This window comes from Mycobacteroides immunogenum (assembly GCF_001605725.1).
Lineage (GTDB): Bacteria > Actinomycetota > Actinomycetes > Mycobacteriales > Mycobacteriaceae > Mycobacterium > Mycobacterium immunogenum.
On the sequence record NZ_CP011530.1, the window covers coordinates 4,605,406 to 4,632,296 of the forward strand.

At 62.5% G+C, this 26,891-nt stretch carries 25 protein-coding genes; 11 read left to right on the plus strand and 14 right to left on the minus strand.

Annotated elements, in window-relative coordinates:
* Positions 1-10: 10 nt before the first annotated feature.
* Both ABG82_RS22890 and ABG82_RS22895 read right to left on the minus strand, forming a co-directional pair.
* Positions 11-865 carry a metal-dependent hydrolase gene (locus ABG82_RS22890; RefSeq protein WP_043076939.1) on the minus strand — a complete coding sequence of 285 codons (855 nt, stop codon included), beginning with the start codon at positions 863-865 and terminating at the stop codon, positions 11-13.
* A gap of 198 nt (positions 866-1,063) precedes the next feature.
* Positions 1,064-1,759, minus strand: coding sequence for a TetR/AcrR family transcriptional regulator (locus ABG82_RS22895; RefSeq protein WP_043076938.1), 696 nt, complete (start codon positions 1,757-1,759; stop codon positions 1,064-1,066).
* 293 nt (positions 1,760-2,052) lie between these two features.
* On the opposite strand from ABG82_RS22895, the gene ABG82_RS22900 reads away from it, so the two are divergent.
* The 11 genes from ABG82_RS22900 to ABG82_RS22950 all read left to right on the plus strand — a co-directional run bounded on the left by ABG82_RS22900 (position 2,053) and on the right by ABG82_RS22950 (position 12,959).
* Positions 2,053-2,712 (plus strand): TetR/AcrR family transcriptional regulator, encoded by a 660-nt coding sequence (locus ABG82_RS22900; protein ID WP_043076937.1) that lies wholly within the window; start codon positions 2,053-2,055, stop codon positions 2,710-2,712.
* A gap of 348 nt (positions 2,713-3,060) precedes the next feature.
* Entirely contained in the window at positions 3,061-4,023 is a 963-nt protein-coding gene (locus tag ABG82_RS22905; protein ID WP_043076936.1) for an MlaE family ABC transporter permease, read from the plus strand.
* A gap of 2 nt (positions 4,024-4,025) precedes the next feature.
* The gene (locus ABG82_RS22910; RefSeq protein WP_043076935.1) at positions 4,026-4,904 is read left to right on the plus strand and encodes an ABC transporter permease; all 879 of its coding nucleotides are present in this window, start codon (positions 4,026-4,028) and stop codon (positions 4,902-4,904) included.
* 3 nt (positions 4,905-4,907) lie between these two features.
* Positions 4,908-5,954: an MlaD family protein gene (locus ABG82_RS22915; RefSeq protein ID WP_043076934.1), complete on the plus strand. Its 1,047-nt coding sequence runs from the start codon at positions 4,908-4,910 to the stop codon at positions 5,952-5,954.
* Positions 5,951-6,964: an MlaD family protein gene (locus tag ABG82_RS22920; protein ID WP_043076933.1), complete on the plus strand. Its 1,014-nt coding sequence runs from the start codon at positions 5,951-5,953 to the stop codon at positions 6,962-6,964. The genes ABG82_RS22915 and ABG82_RS22920 overlap by 4 nt, the downstream gene beginning before the upstream one ends.
* 14 nt (positions 6,965-6,978) lie before the next feature.
* Positions 6,979-7,983, plus strand: coding sequence for an MlaD family protein (locus ABG82_RS22925; protein WP_078343835.1), 1,005 nt, complete (start codon positions 6,979-6,981; stop codon positions 7,981-7,983).
* 8 nt (positions 7,984-7,991) lie between these two features.
* Entirely contained in the window at positions 7,992-9,239 is a 1,248-nt protein-coding gene (locus tag ABG82_RS22930; RefSeq protein WP_043076931.1) for an MlaD family protein, read from the plus strand.
* Positions 9,236-10,270, plus strand: a complete 1,035-nt coding sequence (locus ABG82_RS22935) for an MlaD family protein (protein ID WP_043076930.1) — start codon at positions 9,236-9,238, stop codon at positions 10,268-10,270. The genes ABG82_RS22930 and ABG82_RS22935 overlap by 4 nt, the downstream gene beginning before the upstream one ends.
* A complete protein-coding gene (locus ABG82_RS22940; protein ID WP_043076929.1) occupies positions 10,267-11,331 on the plus strand; it encodes an MlaD family protein in 1,065 nt (354 codons plus the stop codon). The genes ABG82_RS22935 and ABG82_RS22940 overlap by 4 nt, the downstream gene beginning before the upstream one ends.
* Complete coding sequence (locus tag ABG82_RS22945; RefSeq protein ID WP_043076928.1) at positions 11,328-12,146, plus strand: hypothetical protein; 819 nt, start codon at positions 11,328-11,330, stop codon at positions 12,144-12,146. The genes ABG82_RS22940 and ABG82_RS22945 overlap by 4 nt, the downstream gene beginning before the upstream one ends.
* Positions 12,147-12,149: 3 nt before the next feature.
* Complete coding sequence (locus ABG82_RS22950) at positions 12,150-12,959, plus strand: hypothetical protein (protein WP_043076927.1); 810 nt, start codon at positions 12,150-12,152, stop codon at positions 12,957-12,959.
* Here ABG82_RS22950 and ABG82_RS22955 read toward each other — a convergent pair.
* From ABG82_RS22955 to ABG82_RS23010, 12 genes are all read right to left on the minus strand, one after another.
* Entirely contained in the window at positions 12,956-13,492 is a 537-nt protein-coding gene (locus tag ABG82_RS22955) for an SRPBCC family protein (protein WP_043077088.1), read from the minus strand. The two genes, ABG82_RS22950 and ABG82_RS22955, sit on opposite strands and share 4 nt — an antisense overlap.
* A gap of 14 nt (positions 13,493-13,506) precedes the next feature.
* Positions 13,507-15,078, minus strand: a complete 1,572-nt coding sequence (locus tag ABG82_RS22960; protein WP_043076926.1) for a flavin-containing monooxygenase — start codon at positions 15,076-15,078, stop codon at positions 13,507-13,509.
* 31 nt (positions 15,079-15,109) lie between these two features.
* Complete coding sequence (locus ABG82_RS22965) at positions 15,110-16,657, minus strand: flavin-containing monooxygenase (protein ID WP_043076925.1); 1,548 nt, start codon at positions 16,655-16,657, stop codon at positions 15,110-15,112.
* A complete protein-coding gene (locus tag ABG82_RS22970) occupies positions 16,654-17,511 on the minus strand; it encodes an SDR family NAD(P)-dependent oxidoreductase (RefSeq protein WP_043076924.1) in 858 nt (285 codons plus the stop codon). Before ABG82_RS22970 ends, ABG82_RS22965 begins: the two co-directional genes overlap by 4 nt.
* Positions 17,508-18,509 carry an alpha/beta hydrolase gene (locus ABG82_RS22975; RefSeq protein ID WP_043076923.1) on the minus strand — a complete coding sequence of 334 codons (1,002 nt, stop codon included), beginning with the start codon at positions 18,507-18,509 and terminating at the stop codon, positions 17,508-17,510. Before ABG82_RS22975 ends, ABG82_RS22970 begins: the two co-directional genes overlap by 4 nt.
* 103 nt (positions 18,510-18,612) lie before the next feature.
* Positions 18,613-19,962, minus strand: coding sequence for an ABC1 kinase family protein (locus ABG82_RS22980; protein WP_043076922.1), 1,350 nt, complete (start codon positions 19,960-19,962; stop codon positions 18,613-18,615).
* Between the two features lie 73 nt (positions 19,963-20,035).
* Positions 20,036-21,316 carry a TetR/AcrR family transcriptional regulator gene (locus tag ABG82_RS22985; protein WP_043076921.1) on the minus strand — a complete coding sequence of 427 codons (1,281 nt, stop codon included), beginning with the start codon at positions 21,314-21,316 and terminating at the stop codon, positions 20,036-20,038.
* Between the two features lie 136 nt (positions 21,317-21,452).
* Positions 21,453-22,139, minus strand: a complete 687-nt coding sequence (locus tag ABG82_RS22990; protein WP_005062021.1) for a response regulator transcription factor — start codon at positions 22,137-22,139, stop codon at positions 21,453-21,455.
* The gene (locus ABG82_RS22995; protein ID WP_043076920.1) at positions 22,136-23,452 is read right to left on the minus strand and encodes a sensor histidine kinase; all 1,317 of its coding nucleotides are present in this window, start codon (positions 23,450-23,452) and stop codon (positions 22,136-22,138) included. Before ABG82_RS22995 ends, ABG82_RS22990 begins: the two co-directional genes overlap by 4 nt.
* Positions 23,453-23,602: 150 nt before the next feature.
* Positions 23,603-24,373, minus strand: coding sequence for a phosphoglyceromutase (locus tag ABG82_RS23000; protein ID WP_043076919.1), 771 nt, complete (start codon positions 24,371-24,373; stop codon positions 23,603-23,605).
* A 5-nt stretch (positions 24,374-24,378) separates the two neighbouring features.
* Positions 24,379-25,953, minus strand: a complete 1,575-nt coding sequence (locus ABG82_RS23005; RefSeq protein ID WP_043076918.1) for a flavin-containing monooxygenase — start codon at positions 25,951-25,953, stop codon at positions 24,379-24,381.
* On the minus strand, positions 25,950-26,879 hold the full coding sequence (locus tag ABG82_RS23010) for a ferritin family protein (protein ID WP_043077087.1): 930 nt from the start codon (positions 26,877-26,879) through the stop codon (positions 25,950-25,952). Before ABG82_RS23010 ends, ABG82_RS23005 begins: the two co-directional genes overlap by 4 nt.
* Between the last annotated feature and the right edge of the window lie 12 nt (positions 26,880-26,891).

Below are 26,891 nucleotides of genomic sequence, written 5' to 3' on the forward strand. Positions count from 1 at the left end.
GTGTCGCGGCCTATTTGAGGTGATCTACGAGAATGCCCTTGCTACCGAAAAGTTCTCGCTGCCAACGGTTCAGCAGTTCCTCGGTGTTGATGTCGTCGGGATGGAACCCGGGCCGCAGGTACTTGCGGACATCACCGACAATTCCCCTGAAAAGTGGCCCACCAAACAAACCCCGCGCTTCCCTGAGCAGCCGACGCGGCTGACGCCGCGCCACCGGGTCCGACAGCAGCGATCCCGCGAGGATGCCGAGGGTCAGCGGCGGGACGACGGTCATCGCCACCAGCATGAGACCGATTCGCATCGCCTCGGTACCGCCCACCGCGCGGTATACGTCGAAGGCCACCGACTTGTGTTCGAGTTCTTCCAGGGCATGCCAGTTGAGCAGGTGCCACACCTCCGGGTCTCCCGGAATGGCTTGCACTTCCTCACTGCCAAGAGTCCGCTCGGCCAGGATCGCGGTCATGTGTTCGGCCATCGCGGTGAAGGCCAGGTGCGCCCGCGGCGGAAGCATGTTCTCGAATCGAATCAATCGATCGACCTGCCTCTTCGAATCCCACCACGCGATGGGATAACCCATCTCGATCAGCTTCTCGTTGACCCGGCGGTGCTCCTGGCCGTGCACCGACTCCTGTCCGATGAATCCGGCAACACGCTTCTTGAGCACTGGATCGGTGATCTGATCGGAAAACTTGCGCACCGAGCGGATGAATCCCTCCTCCCCGGGCGGGAAGCCGCCAGACAAACCGGCCACGAAATGGCTGTAGACGATGTCGTTCTCTACGAAGTACTTATGGGCATTGCCGTCGTCACCGAAGCGGAAACGAATCCGCCGGGTCTTGGGATACACCGCAGCTGGACTGGCCATGTCATCACTCCCTTGTGACGAGAAGTTACTAGTACTTCAAGTACTACTCGAAGTACACCATAAGACCGTGGCAGCGCGGGGCGCAATACACCACGTGGGATGACATCGATTCAAGAATCATCCGGCCCGGAAGATGGCCGGCCAGGCGCGGAAGGGGCTAAAACGGAATGAGGGACCCCGTACCGGGCGATGGAAAAACTAGTCGGCGGGCAGCAGAACCGGATCGTCCGGGTTCAGCTCGATACCGCGCGCCTTGGCAGATGCCGCCAGACCGCCCCATACGTAGACCACCAGCTCGTCGACCAGGGTCTCCTTGCTGATCACCGGCTCGTCGAACCAGCGCAGTACGGCAATACCGGTGGAAGCCAGCATCGCGTCGATCACGTACTCAATGTGGTCGGCGTTGCCACCACGCGAGCTGAAAACCGAACCCACCAGTTGCGCGATGGCGTCGGAGAGCGGGCGCCCACTCTCGATCAGCGATGTCGCATTCGCGTACTGAACGCTCAGCAGAAAACGCACCAGGTTGGGGCGCTCGTCGACAAGGTCGACGTATCCGGCCATCCCCGTGCGGAAGAGTTCCAGCAAGGACACGGACAGGTCGATGTTCGACACCACCCGCTCAACAACCAGCTCTTGTACGCGCATCGCGACCGCGGCGAAGAGCGCTTCCTTGTCGGTGAAGAAGCGGTAGAGCTTGGGCCGCGAGATACCGGCGGACTTGAGAACATCATCGATCGACAGATCAGGGCCGAGCTCATCGATCGCGTTCAGAGTGGCTTCGACCAATTCCGCGCGAACTTTCGCGCGATGCTCCCGCCACCGGTCAACGCGCGCGTCACCGGTCAGCTCAGGAAGGCCGCGCTCCGGGTACACCTGCGTTGACACGCCCACATCGTAGACCGACTATCTGACTCGTTGGCGCGCATATCACCAGGTACAGGTGTCGGAAATCCACGAAGCCGCCCGCGGCAGCCCCCCGATGCCTGACCACCAGCAAACAAATACCCAAGATTTCACGATACCGGGCCCCTCGACACGGGGCGCCTACTGCCCAGCCCCGACCTCACCATATTTACTCGACGCACTGTTCAGCTAATGAAATGGGTTGTGATTGCGCCCGAACGACGCCGTTGTGAGTTCGTGCTTTTTCCAACATATTTGCCAGCAGTGGTTAATGTGGTCGCGTGGCCAGCACCGACAGTGGCCGGCGTGGGCCGGGCCGTCCGCCCAATCCGGAGCGTGCGCGCGAACGTCAGCGGGCACTGACCGAAGCAGCCGCGCTGGAGTTCGCCGAGAAGGGTTATCACAAGGCGAGCATCACCGACATCACTCAGCGCGCGGGCGTCGGCCGGGGCACGTTCCACCTGTACTTCGACACCAAACGGGACGCCCTGGACGCCGTGATCGACACCTACTTCCAGAGAACGGTCGCGGCGGTCAACGACACCAGCGACCTGCTCGGAAACGCCGGCGATTTCGAGCTGCACCTGCGCACGGTATTCACCCGGCTGTTCGACATGCTGGACAACAGCCCGGAGATCATGCAGGTCATCCTGCGCGAGGGCCTCCTCGACACCGCGATGACCAAGCGGATGTTCGGCATCCTCGACCTCATCGAAGCCATCAACGTCACCATCATCGAACAGGCCGTCATCGACGGCGCCATCACCGCGGCAGTCGATATCCCGTTCCTGGCTCACGCCATCACCGGACTCTCGATGGCGGCCACCCTCAAAGCCATCCGGGGTGAATTGGAAGGCGCCGCGCGCGAGGCCTACATCGGCTCATTCATCCAGCTCGTGCGGACGGCGACGACGAGTTCTGCACCCAGCGCAAAATCTTGACAATTCGCGTCCCAAGATCATCGGCCTCCGCTAGCCTCGGCCCTAGCCAATAATCTGACTACCAAGTCAGTGAATTGCTGAGGCCAGGGTCGGGGGACCTCCGGCGGCCTCGCTGCGACAAAGCCTCAACCGGGGCGAGATGACGCATGCGTACACGCGTGGCACACAGCTGCTAACCCCAAGCGTGGCAACACCACGCTTGACACAGGGAATGACCTACACCACACTGGGCCACCATATGTGATACAGGGTACTAGTTATCCACTGTTACGTAATTGGAAACACTGGATCTGTTAACCCATTTCAGCCCCATATTTGACGCCAGAGGAGCCGCTCTTGAGCTCAGCAATGAGTCACGTAGCGGCCGATGCGTGCGCAGAGCCCGCCGTGGGAGATTGGGCCGGCCTGCCGGATGTTGAATCTGACAGCAAATCCCCGGGAGATGGCACAGCAGATCCGGCGCCGGGAGCCTTCACCCAGCTACTCGATCGAGCCCCACGCATGCTCAGGCGCCCCTTCGAGTACACGGCCTCTCAAACCGATTCGATGCTCAAGACGCTGGGCCGTTACGTCGATCTGGTCGTGCAATCCTTCGCGTTTCTGGTGAGCGATATCGTGCGGCTGCGCCACCCCTGGCAAGACACGGTCATTCAGTCCTGGTTCATCCTGACCGTCACCGTCGTCCCGGCGATTCTGGTGTCGATTCCATTCGGGGTGATCGTGGCCGTGCAGGCCGGCAGCATCATCTCGCAGGTCGGCGCCTCATCCATTTCCGGAGCCGCCGGCGGTCTGGGTGTCATTCAGCAGGGAGCACCCATCGTCGCCGCGCTGCTGCTCGGTGGTGCCGCGGGTTCGGCTGTCGCCACCGACCTGGGCGCCAGAAGCATCCGCGAAGAGGTAGACGCCATGCGCGTGATGGGCGTCAACCCGGTTCAGCGGTTGGTGACACCTCGACTGGCCGCGATCCTTTTCGTATCACCGCTGCTCTGCATCTTCATCATCTTCGTCGGCATCTTCGCCGGATACCTCGTCAATGTGGGCTTTCAGGGCGGCACCCCAGGCAGCTACCTTTCCTCATTCGCGGCGTTCGCAAACGTGAATGACGTGACTGTGGCAGTACTCAAGACGTGGCTGTTCGGTGTGGTGGTCATTCTGGTGGCCTGCCAGCGCGGCCTGGAAGCCAAGGGCGGTGCCCGTGGCGTCGCCGACGCGGTCAATGCCACGGTGGTCATCGGAGTGGTCACTGTCATGGTGCTCAACACCGTCATCACTCAGATCGTCGCGATGTTCATGCCCTCGAAGGTGGGCTGAGCGTGGCCACATCCCGTCCGTCGCGATACTTCCCCGACGAGCTTCCCGCGGCCGCGCGGTCCATCTGGAACTTCACCAAGGGAGCCGGTGGTTCCGCCGAATATCTGGGCCACCAAATCACTTTCGTCGGCCTGGTGCTCGCCGCGATACCCCAGACCCTCAAGCGCTACCGGCGGCAGACCGGGATCCTGCTGGTCGATATGACGTGGGGCAACGGCTCGATCATCGTCGGCGGCGGCGTCATCGGCGTGTTGGTCTTCATGGGCATCGCGGTCGGGGCTTCCGTTGGCATCGTCGGCTTTTCGACGCTGGACATGGTTGGAATGGGGTCGCTCACCGGATTCATCTCGGCCTACGTGAACACCCGGGAAATGGCGCCGATGATCGCCGCCATCGGGTTCGCGGCGCAGGCCGGATGCCGCATGACAGCAGAGATCGGAGCCATGCGGATCTCCGAGGAGATCGACGCACTGGAAGCCCAAGGCATCCGCTCCATCCCCTTCGTGGTCACCACCCGGGTGATCGCGGGAATCATCATCATCGTTCCGCTGTATGTCCTGACCCTGCTGCTGGCCTACGGTTCATGCGCCTTCATGGTGTTCTTCGTCCATAACCAGTCACAGGGTGTGTACAAGCACTACTTCGACTCCTTCGTTCACCCGGTGGACGTGCTCTATTCGGTGATCAAGGCCGTGGTGTTCGTCGTCATCATCATCGCCATCCAGTGCTATCAGGGCTATTACGCGGGCGGCGGGCCCGAGGGCGTAGGGATGGCCTCGGGCCGCGCGATCCGGGCCTCGCTGGTGGCGGTCGTGCTCTTCGACATGCTCCTCACGTTGCTCTTCTGGGGCAACAATCCTGGAATTCAGATATCGGGGTAACGGGTGGCCATCTATAAAGACCCGAGTGGACGGTCCGCGGGACCGGTTGCTCTCAAGCTCCGCGGGGTAGCGCTTGCCGCGGTAGTCGCCGCCAGCGGCTACTCCCTCTATCAATCCGGAATCGGCAGCTACGGTGAGCCTTTCGAACTTACCCTGATCACCAACACCATCGGTGAAGGCATGGGCCCGGGCGGTGAGGTCAAGTATCGCGGCTACAACATCGGGCAGGTCAAATCCCTACAGACCACCGGGTACAACAAGCAGCGCATGACGGTGATCCTGGACGGCAGGCAGGCCAGGGCGCTCACCTCCGATACCAAGGCCCAGTTCACTTCGTCGAACATCTTCGGCACGGCAGCCGTCGAGCTGGTCAGCAGCGGTATCGGTGAGCCACTGAAATCCGGTGGTGTGCTGGAGATCAGCAGTGACGTCCAGGCAGCATCCATCACCGGGTTCCTCCGCATGGGTCAGCGGCTGGGCGCGATTCTGGACACCCCACAATTCAACGCCATCATCGCCACGTTCGAGCGGCACGCCGACCTGACCGGCCCCGTCGTGAAATCTTTCTGGGACCTGTTCGCGATGATCGCCGATACGCAGAAGGTGCCATTCTCAAAGACTTTGGACGTCATGGCCTCGCTGATCGAGGGCACCAACGATTTCGTCCCGGTCATCGGGTCCACCAACAAACTGCTGGACAGCCTCGACTTCATGGTCGGCCCGGGAAACACCGAAAGGGCTTCCGCCGCACTCGGTTCACTGTCAGACCTGCTGAAGTCGGCCGGCGATGGCCTGCGTGCGAACAACGATTGGCTGGTACCCCTGATCCGGTCGGTTATGGATCTGGCGGTGCCGTACACCTACTTCCTGGGCAGCCTCGCGCCGGCGTACGACAGGCTCAACGGGCTGCTGGATCGCACCACCGCCGCCTTCCCCGTAGATAACGGCAAGGTGCGCCTCAATGTTCAGCTGATCATGGACACCGCCCCGGGCCTGGGTGCGGCACTACCCATGACACCCGACGGCCAAGCCGCTGGAGGGCAACGATGAAACGGATTGCCTTGCTGATGGTCGGCCTGACTGCCGTCCTCGCGGTCGCGGTGGTGTTGACCCTCATCATCGTGAACGCGTTGCGCACGCCGGTCAACGGCCCGGTGCGGCGCTTCGACGCTCTGTTCACCGACGCCTCGGGGCTGATCGTTGGCAACGACGTCCGCATCTCCGGTGTTCAGGTGGGCAAGGTCGAAAAGATTCACCTGGACGGCAAGAACGCGCGCGTCACTTTCAACGTGCTGACCGACCATCCGCTCTATCAGAACACCACCATCGCGATCCGATACCAGTCGCTGGTCGGCCAGCGGTATGTAGAGATCGCCCAAGCTCCGACCCCTAGCGCTCCCCTGGCGGCCGGTGCCACCATACCGCTCGGGCAGACCATTCCATCATTCGATATTGCCAAGTTGTTCAATGGTTTTCGCCCCATATTCGAGACGCTGGACCCTGCGCAGTTCAACAGGCTGACAGAGAACATCCTGCAGCTCATCCAGGGGGATCAACGCGGAATCGGACCGATCTTGCGCGATATCGACGCGGTTCTCAAACTCTCTGTCGATCGCCAGGCGGCGCTGCAAACCATCGTCACGAATCTCGGTGATATCTCCAAGGATTTGGGCGGCACCTCCGATCAGCTGTTCTATCTGATCAACGACCTCAACGACGTACTGGCGCCCTTCGAGAAACAAGCCGATGAGTTCAACAGAGCAGGTGCCGATGCGTTGCCGGTACTGCGTAGATCGGTGAGCATGCTGCGCTACATCGAGAACACGGTCGACGGCGCGCAGCTGCCCTTGTACGACGTCGCGAGCCGAACCACCCCGGGAACACCCACCATCATGGCCGGGCTCTCCCTGATTCCCGATCTTGTACAGGGGATGCGCGACGCACTCATCGAGGAGAAGACGGCACCGCCCACCGCCTACGAGTGCAAGAACGGCATTGTCAAAATGCCCGGCATCGGCGAGGTGTCCTTCGCTAACCAGGATCTGGTGGTGTGCAAGTGAACGCCCTCACGCGGATCTTCGCCAGAAACCGGCCGATACTCGACGAACACGCGGCCGCTCAACGTAATCGCCGCAACGGCCTCATCGGTGTCCTCGTGATCGCCTCGGTGCTCGCCGCCACCGGTGTGGCATTCGTCAACACCAGCGGTATGAATACCTACGCGCTGCACCTGCGCGCCTCGGGCGGGTTACGTGCGGGCGACGACGTTCGGATCGCCGGTATTTCGGTGGGCAAGGTATCGACCGTGCGTATCGATAAATCCTTGGTAGAGGCCACCTTCACCGTCGACCATGCGGTACCGGTCGGGTCTGAGTCCCGTGCCGACATCCGTATGCTTACCCCGCTGGGCGGCCACTACGTAGCCCTGTACCCGGAAGGTTCCATTCCGCTCGGCAGCACGCCCATCCCGCCCGAGCGCACCACCGTACCCTTCGAGATCAACGAGTTGTTCCAGAAGTTCACCCCCGTGGTGAAGAAGGTGGATGCCAAGGTAATCCACGACAGTCTGATGGAAGTCGCAAACGCAGTCGACAAGTACCCCAACGGTTTACGTGACTTCTTTCAGTCTTCCCAGTCGCTCATCAGCGCATTGGCGCCCACCACCGAGGACTTCCACGCCACCCTGAACTACGCCAACGAGTACCTCCGCGCCTTCAAAACAGGCAAGGAGCAACTCGCCAAGATCGTCACCACGATGTCCAAACTCGGTGCCAAATACAGCAAGTCCACCACCGATCTGATCGAGGTCTTCGTACTGTTGCGCGATCTCATCCGGCTTTTCGACCGATTCTTCAAGGCCTACGCGCGCGATTACGAACCGATGCTCAACGGCCTCGACGATATCGTCGACACGCTCACCAAGTACCCCGAGAAACTCGGTAAGGCCGCCGAACAGTGGGGCCAGCTCGTCGGAATCGTCCTACCCATGCTCAGCGGCAATGGCATCACCATCAATGAGAACGACCGCGTGATACCCGGACAAGACGTCTGCCTACCGCACTTCTTCAGGTTCTGTTGAGGCCCTTGATGACACAGCCCGTATTCGTAGACAAGATCCTGACCCGCCTGGCGGGCATGCGCCCGGCCGCACGCGCAGGTCTGGTAACCGCTGCCGCACTGGTGCTGGCCGCGGTACTCGCCATCGCGGGAATTTTTGGTGCCCGCACAGTCTTTCCCGCCGTGAAGAACATGGTGATGCCGTACCTGGGCAATGCCCATATCCCGTTCCTGGACAACACCAGGTCCCTCTGCGCGGACTTCCGTGACGGTTCCGGGTTGTACAAGGGCAACAAGGTGCTGTTGCTCGGCGTCGAGATCGGGACGGTGACCGCGGTAACCAACAAACCTGATCACGTTGAGGTCGATTTCGAGATCCCCAACGATATGGACCTACCCGCCGACGTCGGTGCGGCAAGCTACTCGCAGTCGGTGATCACCAACCGCAGTATCGAACTGACCAGGTCATGGAGCGAAGGCCCCAAATTCATCGGTAATCAGTGCATCTCGATCGAGAACACCAGAACGCCGGTGACCGTCACCGAATCGTTCTCAGCGATCGGTGAACTCGCGGACACCTTGATGCAGGCAGCACCCGGGCAAGATCCCGCGAACTCGCCGGGGGTGCAGGCACTCAACAAAACCCTCAAAGGGGCGGCCAGATCGCTCGACGGGGTGGGACCCGGCTTCAAGGAGATGCTGAACAGTCTCACCAAGATGGTGGGTGACCCCTACAAAGCCGATGCCGATTACCGCCAGCTCTTCGAGAACAGTGCGATCGTCACCTCCAACTGGTTGCAGTACTGGAACGAATTCGCGGGCGTAGTCGTCTCGCTGCCCGATACCGCCCGGTTGATCGCGGGTATCTCGGAGAACTTCTCGGTCGGACTCGACTACCTGACAACCATTCTTCCCACGTTGAACGGCATGGTGCAGCGCGCCGCAGGACGGCTCTACAAGAATGTCTTCGACAAGCTGGTGCCCTGGATACGGGACATCCTCAACGCCTACACACCGCATATCCTCACCTTCTTCAATACCTTGCCACCGGTGATCAATTGGCTGGCCGACGATATCTATCTACCGAACACAAAGACCCATGGCGTCACCTATATTCCTCCGCGCGTGGCCATTTCACCCGAGCAAGCCAGTGCCATCTGCCAGAATCTGCGCGACCGCAACACGCCCGGCTCCCAGGCGGCGTGTGCGCCCGGAACCGCCTCGGATCCAGTGACACTCGGGCTCACCAACCTGATCATGGGGGCTGCGCTGTCATGATTCGACGCGTCCTGATCATCCTCTTTGCCGCGGCATTCGCCGCCGTACCCGCATGCTCGTCGGAGGCGCTGGACCCCACCAAGATGCCCATGCCCGGGGCCTATATCCCGAAGAACACGTATCGCCTCAAGATCGAATTCTCCAGCGTGCTGAATCTGCCCGGACGAGCGAAAGTGGACGCGGGCGGCGTGCAGGTCGGCCTGCTCGACCGCGTCGAGCTCAAGGGCACCACACCGGTGGCATACGTCGACGTCGACGGCAACGCCACGTTCCCGGAAAACGTCAGGGCCGAGCTCCGGCAGGCCACCGTGCTCGGGGATATCTACATCGCCATGATCTCTCCCAAGGAACCCGCGCCCGCCCGTCTCAAGGATGGCGACACCATCACCCTGGCCAACACCGTTCCCGCCGCGAATGTGGAAGACCTCATGCGGTCGATGTCCAATCTGATTGGCGGCGGGAGTCTGAACACCATGCAGACCACCGTCGCAAACATGAACAGTGCCTTCCCTCCACCGGAGGAACTCGATCGAATCCATCGAGCGCTGGCCGGGATAATTCACGACCTGTCGACGAATCAGGACACCCTCAACAAGATCCTGACCAACATGCAAAACGTCAGTGAAAGCTTCCGGGCCAACAAGGGTACGTACCTGAGGCTGCTCAACGAGGGCCCTAGCAAGTTGCCTTCGCTTGCCAAAGTGGTACTGAGCCTGAGTGATTTGATCATCAATGGTGCCGAGTTCGGACGACAGATCGCGGAGATCCTGGACTACCCCAACCTTATGCAGATCCTGTCCTACCTCACCCCATTCATTCACAGTGCCTCGACGGCCGACACCACCATCCCCGTGCTCGGCGACAAGATGGTACGGACCATCCGCGACCGGATCATCCCGTTCTTCAAAGACGGCGGCCCGAAGTACACCGTCACCGACATCGAAACCCCGGACGGCACATTGGGCATAAGCCCGGGAGAGCGCGCCGATTCGGCCATCCGAAACATGCAGACGATGGGACTGGTGCGATGAGGCTCAAAGTTCTGCTGACTCTTGCGGTGCTCTCGGTTATCTCACTCTTCGGTGCGGTCTACATGGCCTTCGGCGTCCTCGATATCGCTTCCACCAGCAAGACCAATCGCATGACCCTTATGCTGAACAGTTCGGGCGGGCTGATGTCCACCTCACAAGTAACCCTGCGCGGAATCAAGATAGGCAGGGTCACGAATATTCAGGCCACCGCATCGGGTTTGGCGGTATCAATAGCACTGGACAGCAGCTACCCCATCCCGGTTGACAGCCAGGTGAGTGTCCAGAATCTGTCGGCAGCCGGCGAGCAGTACGTGGAGTTCAAACCCACACGTATCGAACCGCCGTATTACAGCGACGGCGCCGTGATTCCCGCGTCGAAGGCCGCCCCCGTCTACACCGTCAGCGACCTGCTCCAGAAGGGCAATGCGCTCATGCAGGCCATGAACGCCGACGATCTGGAAACAACACTCAACAATGTGGCCGCCGGATTTGTGGACAACACCAAAACCATCGACGAGTTGGCCACCACCGCACGTCTATTCGCCCAAATGGTCAAGGACGACAAGCACTACCTGGCCGAGGTGATCGGCAACATGTCGACCCTGACCAACGGGCTCGGCGACATCCACGCGGGCGATATCTTGAAGCAGTCCGCCAAGACCATTCCCAGCAGCATCGACGGACTGGGCAGTCTGGTGAAGGTCATCGAAAAGCTCGAACCGCTGGTCGAGGCCGGCATGGGTGACGGCAAGCCACTGACCGATCTGGTGGACAAACTGTTCGACTACATCAACGCCTTGTCCGAACCACTCTCGGAATTCACAACGGTTCTCGAGCCCATCGTCGCTCCGCTGCGTGACGTCAAGCTGGACGCCGGGCACTGGCTTGACTTCTGGGATTCAACTTTCAACAACCAGGGCGGCCTACGGATCCACCTGGGCGTGCCCGAGTGGCCACAGCCCGACACATCCCGGTCCACGCCGGGTAACCAGTCGCCGCAACCGTCGGCCAAAAACGCACCAGCACCACAATCGGCAACAGCAGGAAGGCCCGGATCATGACCGACATCGACGAGCGCACGCTCACTCTGGATGACGCGGATCCCGAGGAGCTCGCAGATCTGGCGGAGAAATCAGCCGCCGGATCAGGCGAGACCCCCGCCAAGGATACGAAGGACAAACCCGCGAAGCGGGCCAAAGCCGTTGCCTCCAAATCGGAAACCGAAACAGCCACGCTCGACAGCAGGCCAAACATCTGGAAGTGGATCGCAATCGGACTGCTCGCGTTCGGAATCGCGGGCACGGTTTTCGGAGTCTGGCGCTACCAGAGTCTGTCCGACACGGTGTCCGCCGTGCGCGCGGCGGACACCGAGCGCACCGCAGCCATAGACGCGGCATCCGCCTACGCGATGAAGTCGCTCACTTACAGTTACGAAGACCCCGACGGTTTCTTCAAGAACGTCAAAGAAGATGCGGCAGAACCGCTCAAGAACAAGTACAGCGATGCCGAGAAGCTACTCAAGGCCATCATGCTGCAGGCACAGGTGACCTCCAAGGGCGAGATCATCGCCGCGGACGCCGTCGCCCAGCAGAACGGTATCTACCAGGTGGTGGTCACCACCAGGCAGACCACCCGCAATGTGCAGAACCCGGAGCCACGGGCGACCACGTTGGTCCTGCAGATCACCGTCAAGAAGGACGGCAACGGGTGGCAGATCACCGACATCGGCCCAAAGAACGCCAGCTCCACCGGCACCATCATGCACCCGGGCGATCAGAAACTGATTCCCGAAGGTCCCCTGGCACCCGCGCAGGGGACCGGCAAGGCACCTGTCCCCAACCTCCCACCGCTGCCTGTCATTCCCGGTCAGAAGTAGGTCATGTCTCGCCGTAGATATGGCCGGGGCGCCGGCGTCGCCGCGACGGCCCTGCTGGTTTCCGCACAGGTGATTCATCCGGCTGCGGTGGCACGGGCGGCACTGCCACCGTGCGCCACCAGAGCCACCATGATTGTCCCGGAAACCCCGATGGCACACACGGATTGCCGCCTCACCGCAGCGGACGGTACCGGAATCACCTTCGATGTCGTGTACTGGCGCCCGCTGCCCGACAACAACGACGCGCCGAGCTATCCGCCGCTGTCCGTGCGGGTCACCATCAAGGATGCCGGCGGAAGAACGTTGCAAGAAGCCACCGAACTGCTGGAACCGTCCAGCCCCTCCCCCGTTGGCCTACTGGATATCGACGGAGATGGCCGCGACGAAATGGTCATTCCCATGTCCACGCGCGTCATGAATGGTGCGGTGAATACCCGTTTTTCGGTGTGGCGAGCTGAGAAGCAGACCACCCACTTCGAGCGAGTTCAGATGTTCGGCCAGGCCGTCTACCCCAGTGGCGACGGCTACATAGTGGTCAACAGCGGAGCATTCTCCAGCCGCGATCTCGACTTCTACCTACCCACGGCGGCGGGTTACACCCACATCGTCACCCTGACGATGACCACCGAAGAGGTCGACCTCAACACCCGTAAGGTACTCACGGCGAGCTGCATGGTGCACAAACAAGCCGGCCTGGGCGCGATCGACATGGACTGGGAGGATTCCCCGGTCTTCTGCGATTCACCTGCCGCCAAGGCAATCTGGCCAGATGCTCAGCGGGTGGAGACCAACCGCCGCGTCCAGGGGCGCTAGCGCGCCGCAGCCGTGCGGTTCGGAATATCTAACAGCTCGATGAGCGACCGCAAGCCAGGCCGTAGACCCCAGGTGAAGACGGTACGCAACAGCGGCTGCAGCCACCGCAGCGGCAGCCACGAAACAAAGCGCGGAGTTATCGCGACGGTCCAGTCCAGAGTGCAGCCATCGGGAATGCTAGTGAGCACGTAGTCCTCTGCCCAGAGTCGAAGCAGCGGCCAGGTGCCCGCTACTGCCGAGTAGGTGATGCGGTGTGGTGGCTCATACCGCCAGAATCTTTCGCGCTGGATCCACAGAAACCGCCACGGCGCTGACACCGTGCCCATCTCCCGTTCCATGCCGACGTGCCGGCCCGGTTCGTCATAGCGCACACCGCAACCGAACGGCAGCCAGGACCAGGCGTGGTCGCTGTCCAGTGCCGCCCACACCTGGCCTATCGGCACCGGAAAGGTGTGCGTAGTGCGCAGCACAATGGCCGCTGATTCGAAGGCGGAATCGTCGGCCAGGGGAACCCGGTATCCGGGTGCGAGCATGGGCCAGCTCACTGTCAGACCGTAGCCTGCGAATGATGCACCGGTGCGGCCACGTCAGCGCTCGCCGGCCCCCGTTCGTACGCGTAATCCCCGGCCGGAAAGCTCCTCGCCGCGCGCCGCGCTTGCCAGGTGGTCGTCGGACGCAACAGTGGTACATCGTCATCGGCGTTCTTCCAGTAGGACCGCACGCCACGATTCAGCTCGGTGAAGTAGTACTTCAAATTTCTGCCGTTGCGCAACATGCTCTGATGGAAACGGTCCAGCGCCTCCTGCCGCACCTCCATGCGGGTGGCCTGGCGTTCGTCGGCCAGCGAGATGGCACGCACGATGTGCGTGACCGCCGTGTCAGCAAGCCCGTGCCAGCCCCCATTGCCGGTCCATGAGTACGGCCCCACGATGATCCAGCGATTCGGAAATCCCGTGATCGAAACACTCTCGTATGCCTGCATACCGTGTGTGTTGAAGAAATCGCCCAGGTCACGCCCTTGTGCGCCGGTTACCCGTCCCCGCTTGTACGACGCGGGCTCAGAGAAGAGATCGAAACCTGTTGCGGTGATCAGGAAATCCGCCTCGTGAACCGTCCCGTCAATGGTTCGCACACCCTCGGGCACGACCTCGTCGATGGCCGTGGTGACCAGCGAGCAATGTGGCTTGTTGAACACCCGCGGGAAGTCGGAGTTCAGGGTGGGCCGATTACCGAAGGGCCCAAAGGACGGCAGCAGTACGCGTGCCACGTCCGGGTCCCGCACCACCGCACGTAGGTAGGCCCCGTACAGCGCACGTCCCGCGCGATCGAAGGCCCGCATCAACGGACGCATGATCGCACCCGGCGTGTGGATCATGAACCACAACCCGGCACTACCGCCCGCCAGCGCACCCCATTCAATCGCCGAGAACAATCCCGGAATACGCAGAGCCCATTGCGCTATCGCCGGTATCCGGAAATCGGGTTTAGGTATGCAGTACACGGGAGTGCGCTGGAACACGGTAAGTGTCTGGGTGTCGTCCGCTATCGCACCGCACAATTGGACGCCGGTGGCTCCGGTGCCTATCACGGCCACGCGCTTGCCGCGCACGTCGTGCTCCGGCAGCCACTTCACGGGCGTCACGCGGGTACCGGAGAAGTTCTCGAGCCCCTTGATACCGGGCTGCTTAGGGTCAAAGAAGGGACCGATCGCCGAAATCACAAACCGCGCAGTGATCACCGAGCCATCCGCGAGATTCATTCGCCACCAGTGGTTCTCTTCGTCCCACTCCTCGTTGAGGACATCGACACCGAAACGGAAATGCGGCCGCAGATTGAATTCTTCGGCAACCCGCTGATGGTAGGCCTGCACTTCAGATCCTGGAGCAAAGACGCGGGACCACTTTGGGTTACGCGCGAACGGGAATTGATAGATCACCGATGGGATGTCGACCGCGATCCCCGGGTACACGTTGTCACGCCATGTCCCGCCTAGGTCGCCGGCCCGATCGACGATGACGAAATCCTTGATTCCCGACTGCTGTAGGCGCACTCCGGCGCATAGGCCGCCGATACCCGCGCCAATGACAACGACATGGTGGTCTGGAGTTGACACGGACATATGAGCCTCCTTGCTCGAAGCTGGGATTTTTCTAATTCGACTTTTTGGCAACGGATTCCGCCATCGACCTGCCGCCTGTCTTCGATAAGTGTTCAAAGCGGAAGTCGTCTAACGGGAAATTCTTACTGGCCCGTGTCGACTGATATGCCGTGGTGGGCCGTAGGAAGGAGAAGTCGCCGTGACGGTCGATGTAGTAAGAGTTAGCGTTGACGCAGGCACGACCATGCATGAGCGTCGACTCAGCCTTGGGCGCGATGAACTCGAAGAACCTGTTGTTGGCATCCTCCGTCACCGCGAAGGCCGTGGCGCCGCGTGTGCGCGCCTCGGTGATCACCCGCACCGCGATACGGGTGGCGTTCTCCACCATGACATGCCACGAGCTGCCACTCCAGGCGAACGGACCGAAGACCATGAAGGTATTGGGCAGCTGGGGCATCGTGACACCCTCATACGCACGGGCACGGTTGTTCTCGTAGTAGTCCGCGAGGTCGAATCCATTGCGTCCCTTCACCGGGCGGGCCCGATACACCTCGGGGCTCTGCGACATTTCAAACCCTGTCGCCAGAACCAGCACGTCGACATCGCGGCGTACCCCGTCCTTGGTGACAATTCCCGTCGGGGTGATCTCGGCGATCGGGTCGGTTATCAGATCCACATGCGGTTGGGTGAAGGTCCGATAGTAGATGTTTGAGACGCTGGGACGCTTACATCCGAAGCCATACTCCGGGGTCAGTCTCTTGCGCAGCTTCCGGTCGCGTACCTGCGTGAAAAGAAAGGCACGGCACGCCCAATTCGGAATGAGTGTTATCGGTGCTATCTGCTTGCCGTACACCGTGATCGCCACCAACCCGACCTCTACCGCGGCCGCCGCGACCCCCCGAATCAATGACTGTAGGCCTGGAACGTACTTCAGTGCCCAGCGGGCGGCGCGCGGTATCGGGAAGTCAGGTTTGGCGAAGACCCAGATAGCGCGGCGCTGGTAGACGTCCAGATGCGATGCCACCCGCGCCATTTGGGGAATCAGCTGCACCGAGGTGGCACCCGTTCCGATCACGGCGATTCGCTTGCCCGCCAGAGCATAGTCATGATCCCAATTCTGGGTCTGGATAACCTTGCCGCCGAAAGACTCCAGACCTGGGATATCCGGGATCTTCGGCTCGACGAAGGCCCCGACGGCAGTGATGACGAACCGCGAGGTGATCACACGCCCGTCGGCCAGGGTGAGATGCCAGAGGTGGTTGTCTTCGTCCCATTCTCGCTTCATGACCTCATGCCCCAACCGCAGGTGGTCATTCAGGCAGTACTGATCCACCAGGCCCGCGATGTATTGCTGTACCTCGCGGCCCTTCGGGAACGTGCGCGACCAATTGGGATTCTTCGCGAATGAGAACTGGTACACAATCCCGGGAACATCCACGGCGACATCGGGATAGTGGTTGTTGTACCAGGTACCGCCGATTCCCGCGGAACGCTCGAGGATGACGAAGTCGGTAAGTCCGGCACGCTTCAGACCTATGGCAGCGCCGAGCCCGCCGATGCCGGCGCCGATAATCGCGGTTTCGTAATGGGGAGCATTCATCGGGCCGCCTCGACCTGCCGCTCGATACGGCCGTCGTACTCGCTGCGGGCACGCCGATCCACGGGCCCAACTGTCCTGTCGGCGTTTACGACCCGCCTGGCGAGCAGCCATAGCGACTCCGGGACCAGGTGCTGCAGCCGAAGTGCCAGGACCGTGCCCCGGGGAGAACCCACCACCGCCGGCCGCCGGCGCAGTGTGCTGACCGCATCGCGTGCCACCCATCCGGGCGGAATGATGCCCAGCTTCTCCCACCATCGGAAGGGGATGCCATCGACGAGTTGGGTACGAACCGCCGAGGGCATCACGGTCGAGATCGTGACGCCGGTGCCGACAAGCTCTTCCCGGGCGCTGCGCGCGAAGCCGGTGGCCGCGTGCTTCGAAGCGACATAGCTGGCCAGGCCCGGTGAATGGATCGCACCCGCCGCCGACGTCACATTGATGAAATGTCCTCTGCCCCGGTCGATCATCCGTGGCGCCAAAACCTGGTAGGAGATGTAGTGACTCCAGAAATTGACGCGCATGGTCGCCTCGGCTACGCCACGGGACTCTGCCAGCAGTGGGCCCACCGGCATGATCCCCGCGTTGTTCACCACGATGTCGATGGGCCCGATGGTTTCTTCGACCTCGGAGACCACCCGCAGATACTCATCGAATTCTGTCACGTCCAGCGCGAAACCTCGTGCACCGGAGCCAACGTCGCATGCCGCCTCAACGGCGGCAGCTCCGTCCAGGTCGGCGATGACTACTCGTGCGCCCATACCCGCCAGCCGATGGGCGATAGCCAACCCGATACCGCGCGCACCACCGGTGACCAAGGCGACGGCACCTTCTGTGCGAATCTCCGTGAACTTCATGCCGCGCGCCGTCCCGCATGCGCGGCGACAAAGGCCGAGATCTCCCCCACGGCGGCCTTCGCGTCGACGAGTACGTCGGCGGCGATCTGGAATACGTGCACCTGGTTCCTCCATATCTGCAGTTCTACGGGCACACCGGCCTCGGCCAGCCGCGCGGCAGCGAATTCGGTGTCAGGGCGCAGAATCTCGTCGCTACCCACCTGAAAAAGCGTGGGCGGCAGGCACGCCAATGTGGGGACACAACCTTCGACGAAGCTGTCCAACACCTCGAAGCCCGCGGCGGTCTTCTCCGCGGAGAGCATGAGACGTTCCATGGCGATCAGTGCCGCCGCCGGGAACAACGGATCATTGGATTGCGACGCCAATACCAGCTTGCCTGCCGGATCACGTTGCACCAGTGGCGAGATGCACACCAGCGCGGCCGGTGAACCGTACCCGCGGCGCTGCGCGATCAGACTTGTGACCAACGCCAGGAAGCCACCCGCGGAATCCCCCGCGATGACGATCTCCGAGGGCTGATAACCCATCTCGGTGAGCGCGCGGAACCCGTCCAGCGCATCCTCCACTGCCGCCGAGACAGGATGCGCCGGGAGCTTGCGGTAGTTGACGGCCAGAGACGTGACCCCGGCTGCGGCGACAATGCGCGAGATCAGCCGGCGATGCGAATTCAGACCCCCGACGACAAAGGCGCCACCGTGCAGGTAGAGCATCGCGCCGTGCGGCGGGCAGTCACCACGGTGCATGAGTTCGGCGTCGCAGTTGGCCAGCCGGACCCGGGTGCGGCGCACTCCCCGCACGGGCCGCAGCACGACGGCCGCCAGGTCCACGACCCGGTACGGCCAGGGCAAATGGGGGAACCGCGCCCACAGCGCGATCACGGGATATCCGACGGCGCGAATCGCCACCCGCCCCAAGCGCAGCAGAACAGTCAGCGAACCTCGCTCAGAGCGCACAGGCTCCACGCGCTCCTGATGCAGCGGCACGACATTGGCCGTCATCGGGGCTCCTCGGTGATCTCTTGAACGCGAACAGGTCTTTAACAGACTGACATGCCATTCATAAAAATACAAGACGGCATCTCCACGTACGCCAGGATGGCTGTTATCGCTGTTGAGACCAGTTTTCTATGCCAGCGCCCATGGCGGTGGCAACCGCACCCATGCCGAGATACTCGCGAGCGATCTCCGACCAGGGCGCCTCGGCGCCGAGCTTCCCGAGCAGGGCGGCGACACACATCTCGGTGCGACGAGCCATCGCGTGCGTTTCCACCAACCGCTGATTGCGGATGCCGTCGTAGAACTTGGACGAAGGCAGCACCGCATCGGCAACCGAGCGCCGCGCGATCTCAGGGGACATCCTCAGCTGCCCGTCCACCAGATGCCAGCTACTGATCGAGCGGATGTACTCGATGGCGGCGCCGCGGTCCATGGCCTCCGGGTCGGCCAGGAATCCCGCAGCCACCGCAAGCTCGAACGCCTGGTCATCATCTCCGGAAAGCAGGGCCCGAAACACCTTGCGCTGCACCTCGGCGTCCTCGTAATCCATATCCATGCACAGTCCGAAATCCACGAATCCGACCCGCCCGTCGGGAAGCAGCATGATGTTCCCGGGATGCGGGTCGGCGCAGAAGAATCCGGTTCGGTACATCTCGCCGCAGTAGAAACGATAGATCGCCTCCCCCACCTGGTTCCGTACCGACTGATCCTGTTCGGCAAGGCCGTCGAAGGGCATACCGTCGAGGTACTCGGTCACCAGGACGTGCTCGGTGCACAGTTGCGCGATCGGTTCAGGGATGCGCCATGCCGGATGCCCCTGGAACGCATCGAAAATCCGCTGATGGTGGGCTAGCTCGGCCCGGTAATCCACTTCCTTCATCATCTGCCGCTGTACCTCCGCGACGATGGCCTGGGTGTTGCTCGCCGGCATCTTCTTCGCCGCCAGCTTGACGACCAGCTGCAGATTCTTCAGATCCGCGCGGACCTTGGACGCGATATCCGGGTACTGGATCTTGACCGCGACCATCCGTCCGTCGTCGAGGCGGCCGCGGTACACCTGTCCGATCGACGCCGAAGCGATGGCGCTCGCATCGATACTCTCGATCCGGCTGCGCGACTCACCCAGCTCACGCTCCAGCGCCGTGTGCATCGCCGCATCGGGAACTCGTGGCGCGTTGTCGAACAACGGCGCGAGCCGGGCCGTGAACTCATCCCGGACCGACGCCGAAGTGATGCCCACATCCACCACCGAAAGCAGCTGGCCCAGCTTCTGCGCGGCGCCTTTCATCGAGCCCGCAACGGCCGCCAGATCATCGGCGAACCGCAGGATATCCGCGTCCCGCCTGGCAGCCACGTCCGCCGAGATCGGCTTAATCGCCGTCGTGATCGCCGAACGAACGGCTTGGCCGGCAACGACTTTGCCCAGTGCCGCCGCTCTCTTCGCGCGCAACGGCACACCGGCCCGAGTTACGTTGACCTCGTTGTCAACCGGTTCGCCGATGGGAGTGCTCCTTCGTTCCCGCGCCCCGCTAGGGCGCTGGGTTCAGACCATAGAGCAAAAACCCGGCGATGGCTTGCGCATACTCGGCAATATGGTCTGTGCGCCCCTCGTCATCGACAATCAGGGTGACCGCGCCGACCAGTAAGGACACGAAGGCCTGTCCCAGGAACTCGGTGTCCATCTCCGGACTGATCCGGTCCGCGCCGATCATTGAGAAGACGGACTGCTCACTGCGCACCGACGCGAAGCGGAAGAACTGGATCATGGACTGAAGCGCTTCCGGGTCCACCCCCGCGGCTTCGGTGCACACGAAGATCAACGCGGGCAACCGCCCCGCCACCGCCTCCAGCGCGTTCCTAAATCCTTGCGCAAGAGCGTGTTCGATGTCCCGGCGCGCGTCCAGCCGGGCCACCGGGCGTGACAGCACGGGTTCCATCGCCGAAAACTCGCGCACCATCAGCGCATCGAGCAAGTCACGCTTGTTTTGATAGTAGTTGTAGAACGTGCCGTGGCTGACGCCCAGCTTCTCCACGATCTCATTCACGCCCACCGCGTGATAGCCCTCGGATAGGAAGCATTCGAGAGCGGCATCGAGAAGTTCGTTGCGCCGATCTGCTGCCGCGGGCACCGGAATATGCACGGCTTCAACGATTTCCGCCGCCACATCACCGTCACCCGGCTCCAGGATGACACCCTCGCGCAGGATTCCGCGCTCCGCGATCAGCGACGCGGTACTCACGAAACGTTCGCGCGTGCCGGGATTGTCATGCCGACTTTGGGCAAGCAGGAAGCCGGGCAGCACCAATGCCGGCAACAGCCGGGCCAGCACGGCGTGATCGTGGGCGTCCTCGGGTAGCCAGCCGGCGCGCCTGCCGGACTCCAGGCCCCGCTGAACATACGAGTCGAGCATCGCCTGGATACCGAGGACGCGCTGTTTGAGTTCCTTGTCGGCCGCGGCGGACTGCACCGTCAGGAGCTTCAGCAGCGCAGGCTCCTGATCGACCAGCGCATAGAGCCGACGGCCGCCCTCCATAATGATGTCGTTTCGTTCCTCGATGCCCGCCGTTCCACCGACCACATCGAGAAAGTCGTCGAGCGCCAGGGTATCGACGAGCCGCTCCACGCCGTAGTCGAAAACCAGGTCCAGGACCTCACGCTTGCTATCGACATACCGGTAGACGGTGCCCTGCCCCATACCCGCGCGGGTTGCGATATCGGACATGCTGGTCTGCTCGTAGCCGTTTTCAGTGAACGCGGCGAAGGCGGCGTCGACGATCTGCTGACGCCGTTTGTCGGCAAGTCCGGACACGGGGGGCCGTCCTCGGCGAGGGGGCTCCTGCGCCACTAGCTGCTCCATCGACGTTTCCGACCTGACCGGGGCGCGCGCACCTGCGTGCCGTGCTGCCGTCCGAGTGTAAACGCCTACCGGATAAGGCTCAGCCGACTCAGCCTTCGAGCTTGTAACCGAGGCCGCGCACCGTCACCAAGTGCACCGGATTGGCCGGGTCAGCCTCGATTTTGGAACGCAACCGCTTGACGTGGACATCGAGGGTCTTGGTGTCGCCCACATAGTCCGCACCCCATACACGGTCGATGAGCTGACCGCGGGTCAGCACCCGGCCGCTGTTGCGAATCAGATATTCAAGAAGGTCGAATTCCTTGAGCGGCAGAGTGATCGCTTCACCGTTCACAGACACGGTGTGCCGGTCGACATCCATCCGCACCGGGCCGGCTTCCAATACCCCGTCACCGGAAGCGGTCTCTTCGGAATCCGAGCCGCGACGCAGCACCGCGCGAATGCGGGCAATCAGTTCGCGCGCCGAATAGGGCTTGGTGACGTAATCGTCGGCGCCCAGCTCCAACCCGACGACCTTGTCGATCTCGCTGTCCCGCGCGGTCACCATGATCACCGGCACGCTGGACTTGGCGCGCAGCTGCTTGCAGACATCGGTGCCGCTCATACCGGGCAGCATCAGATCCAGCAGCACGATATCGGCACCGGCACGCTCGAATTCGGCGAGCGCGGAGGGACCGTCATTCACGATGGTCGCCTCGAAACCCTCCTTGCGCAGCAGGAAGGCCAGTGGATCGGCCAGCGAGTCTTCGTCCTCAACAATCAAGACACTGGTCATCGACGTACGTGTTCCTCTCGTGTAGTCGCCTTGTGCTCTTCGCGTAAGCGGCTGGGGGGTACTGGGGATGATCCGCCGGCCGCAAGACCGTTGGATCGCTGGGTGTGGTTGGTCGCGTCTTTGCGAGGTGCGGTTTCGTCGGACTGCGTATCTGTCTCGGGGTCGTCAACATCGTCTTCGTACACCGGCAGCGACAGGGTGAAGGTCGATCCCGTGCCCGGCTGGCTCCAGAGCTTGATGGCGCCGTTGTGGTTGGCGGCGACATGCTTGACGATCGCCAGACCCAGCCCGGTGCCTCCGGTATCGCGGGAGCGCGCCTTGTCGACCCGGAAGAACCGTTCGAAGACGCGCTCTTGATGTTCCTTGGCGATGCCGATGCCACGGTCGGTGACCGCGATCTCGATCTTGTCGCCGCGGCGGCGGCGGCTGATCGACACCGGCGACCCCTGCGGCGAGTAGGCGATGGCGTTGGCCACCAAGTTGCTGATCGCGGTGATGAGCAGGGTGGGATCACCGCGCACCTCAAAGCCGCTGGGCGCGTCGGTGGTGACCGCGATATCGGCGTTCTCGGCGACCACCTTGGAGCGGCTCAGCGCCTCGGACACCACGAAGTCCACATCGACGACCTCCAGGTCGGGCAGTTTTTCGGCCCCCTGCAGCCGCGAGAGCGCGATGAGCTCGGTGACCATGTTGCCCAGGCGGTGGGACTCCGCGAGCACCTGCTCGCCGAAATGTCGCACCGTCTCGGGGTCATCGGAGGATGACAGCAGCGCCTCGGCGAGCACCCCCATCGCGCCGACGGGCGTCTTGAGCTCGTGGCTGACGTTGGCCACGAAATCTCTGCGGGTGGCTTCCATGCGGACATGCTCGGAGTCGTCGTCGACGTAGATGACCACCCAGCGGGTGTCGGCGTCGGACAACCTGCGCACGTGACCGCGTAGTGAGAATCCCGCACGGCCCGGCGCCCTCGGCTTGGTGGTCAGGTCCACTTCGACGGCCTCACCGGTGGCCAGCGTCCGCTGCGCGGCGTTCCATGCCTGTTCGTCGAGCTGACGGTCGCGCACCAGCCCCAACTCCCGTGCGCGGGCATTGACCAGGACCACGTCCTGATGCTTGTCGACGACGACGACTCCGGTCGGCGAGATGGCGACGATGCGCTCGAGCATCTGAGAGACCGTCAGGCCGGTCTGGGCTACGTCGGAAGCCTTGCGGTGGGACGAAGAGCGACGCGAGTACCACGCGCCCAGCGCCGCGCCCACAGCAAGCGCCGCGAGCGCAGCGGTCGCAACAAGAAGGGCCGATGCGGCGGTCACGCGAAAAGCGTACGCATTCGGTGAACGTCACCCCAGCAGCGTGCGGCTAAAAGCCGAGCAAGTCACATATTCCGGCACAGGTGTTAGGCGTGCGTTCACCGAGTATTCGCCGATTGGCGATCTTCTGGTGGGGCCAGACTCGCGGTGAGGTTATTTCGCGCCCTGGTTGGCTACCGCGGCGGCGCCGGCGGCCGCGGCCTCCGGATCCAGGTAGACCCCGCCCGGAGTGATCGGTTTGAGGTTCTCGTCGAGGTCGTACCGCAACGGAATGCCCGTCGGGATGTTCAGACCGACGATCTCCTCGTCGGAGATGCCGTCGAGATACTTCACCAGAGCACGCAGCGAATTACCGTGGGCAGCAACGAGAACGGTCTTACCCGTGCGGAGCTCGGGAACAATGGAATCCTCGTAGTAGGGCACGAACCGCGTCACCACGTCGGCCAGACATTCGGTGAGCGGTCCACCGTCGATATCGGCGTAGCGGGGGTCTTGGTCCTGGCTGTAGTGGCTGCCACGCTCGATGGGCGGCGGCGGGGTGTCGTAGCTGCGGCGCCAGGCCATGAACTGCTCCTCGCCGTACTTGGCCTTGGTTTCCGCCTTGTCCAGCCCCTGCAGTGCGCCGTAGTGCCGCTCGTTGAGGCGCCAGTCCCGCACCACCGGTATCCACAGCCGGTCCGCCGTGTCGAGAGCCAGGTGTGCCGTGTTGATCGCACGGCGCAGCAGCGAGGTGAACAGAATGTCCGGCAGCAGCCCCTGCTGAGCGAGTAACTCGCCACCGCGCTGCGCCTCGGACCTGCCCTTTTCCGTCAGGTCGACATCGACCCAGCCGGTGAACAGGTTCTTGGCGTTCCACTGGCTCTCGCCATGGCGCAGCAGGATCAGGGTGGCCCCGTTTGTCTGGCTGGAGGTCTCGCCGCTCATGAGCGTTACCTTATCCCGCCATTCGCCATCGTCACTGCCCGCACCGGCTCGGTCTGCCCCTCAAACGCATAGTCATGGAGCGGAAAGGTACGTGACGAGCGGCGGGCGGCCTGGGTGGACATCGGCCGGATGTAGGCGGACTCACCGTTGTGGTCGAAGTAGTAGCTGTTGGCGGTGGCACAGTTGCCGACCTGGAACAGCGAGGTGGCGTAGCGCCCACGAACCTGTTCGGTCCACTCCGCGGCCGCCTGCCTGCGCACTTCGACGTCGGTGGCGCCCAGACGCTGGGCCTCGGCGATCACCCGGCTGATGTGGGCTCCCGCCGTGTCCACCACGCTGTGCCAGGTCCCTCCGGTCCACCCGTAGTGCCCGAACACCTGGAAGTAATTGGGCAGGCCGGGAATCGAGATGCCGTGATAGCTCTCCGGCAGTTGATGTGCGTAGAAGTCGCCGAGGTCAAACCCGTCGCGCCCGGTGACAGGGGTGTCCCGGTAGATCTGCGGGTCGTAGAACAACCGGAATCCGGTGGCCAGGACCAGTACGTCGACGGGGCGTTCGCGCCCGCCGCGGGTACGGATACCCACCGGGGTGATGGTCTCGATCGGATCGGTGATCAGCTCGACGTTGTCCCGATTGAAGGTCTGCAGATAGGAGCTGGATACCGCGGGCCGCTTACACCCGAAGTCGTAGTCCGGGGTGAGCCTGGCGCGCAGGTCCTTGTCCGGTACCGCCATCCGATAGGTCACGTTGCGCAGGAAGCCCGATACCGCCTTCGGGATGACCTTGACGTTCGCGTAATACATGACGCCGTAGACCAGCACCCCGGCGTAGACCAGTTCCAGTCCTTCCTGCAGCAGCCGCTGAGCGAAAGGCACGCGGCGAAAGAAGGTCTTGACGGCCCCGGGCGTGGTCGGATCGAACTTGGGGAAGATCCAGATCGGGGTGCGCTGGTAGACATCGAGGTGACCGACCTCGCGCGCGATCTCGGGAATGATCTGCACGGCACTGGCTCCGGTGCCGATGATGGCGACACGCTTGCCTGCCAGGTCGATGCTTTGATCCCAGGATGCCGACTTCACGATGGTGCCCGCGAAATCGTCGAGGCCCGGCAACTCCGCTGGTTTGGGCTCCGGGAACGGCCCCGCCGCCACGATGACGAATCGCGCTGTCACGTTCTTGCCGTTCACCTTCAGGCGCCACAGATCGGCGTCGTCGTCCCAATGGCGCTCCCCTACTTCGCTGTTGAACTGGATCAGTCCGCGTACACCGAAGTCGTCGGTCAACCGTTCCACATATGCCAGTACCTCAGGGCCCTTGGCGTAGAACCGGGACCAGTCCGGGTTGCATGCCTCCCGGAACTGATATGCCTGCGCCGGAACATCCACGCCGATACCGGGGTACACGTTGTCGCGCCAGGTGCCGCCGACAGCCGTGGCGCGCTCGAAGATGGTGACACCGGTGACACCGGCGCGCAGCAGGTCGCGGGCGACGCCGATACCGGACAACCCGGCACCGATGATGACGACTTCGTGATCGACGCCGCGGTCGGACCCTTTCGTCCTGCGGCGGCGCGCACTCATGCCGTGGCCTCATAGGTGAGCTCCTTGGACCAGGACGGTTGCGCCGGAAGCCATCTGCGTGGGATGTGGTCCGAGGCCTTGACCATGGAATTGGCCAGATAGTGGTAGGGGTGCTCGGGGTTGATGACCCACTTGGAACCCTTTTTCAGGAATCGATAGATGAACAGCCGCGTGCCCTTGCCGCGGTCTCCCACGTTGGAGAAACGGTTCATGGCGTCATACAACCGCTGTTCACTAAGCCCCATCGCGACGATGTTGTTGCGGATCCGGTTGATGAGTGGAATCCCGGCACCCAGACCCACCAGCCCGGCCACCAAGAAAGACGGGTTGACCAGGGTGCCGACGTTCTCGATGACAGCCCGCCGGATCGGGCCCTGCCCCATCATGTCCAGGACATGGAAATCGACGGCGAGGTGGCGTGACTCGTCGGAATTGATATGCCGGAAAGCGTCGTGGCAGACGGGATCTCGCACCTCCTCCAGCAGGAACTTCAGCAGAGCGCCGTCCAGGGCCACCTCCAGCAGCGGAATCACCGTGCCGAGGACGGTCAGCGACAGACCGTCCGCATACTTGTCCAACCATTCGATGGCCAAGCGCACGTTGATATTCGGTTCGGGAATCTCGTCTTCCCTGAGCATCCCCCAGCGCCGCATGAGCGCGAGTTCCGCGTTCGCATGCTTCTGCTCTTCGGCATGAAAGTAGCGATAGATCTCGGCGAGAGTGGGGTCAGGGGCCTTCTTGGCCAGCGCGGCGAACCCACGCGCACCGATGTTCTCGATCCACACCAGATCGGCCATGAAATCCTTAAGCTTTGGCCATAATTCAGCACTGATGGTGTCCGCGCCGGGCGCTTCCCAGTCGACGTCGGCCAGGGCCCACTGCTTGTCCTTGATGGTCTGCAGCATGTCTTCCAATACGACGGCCATTGTCATTCCTCC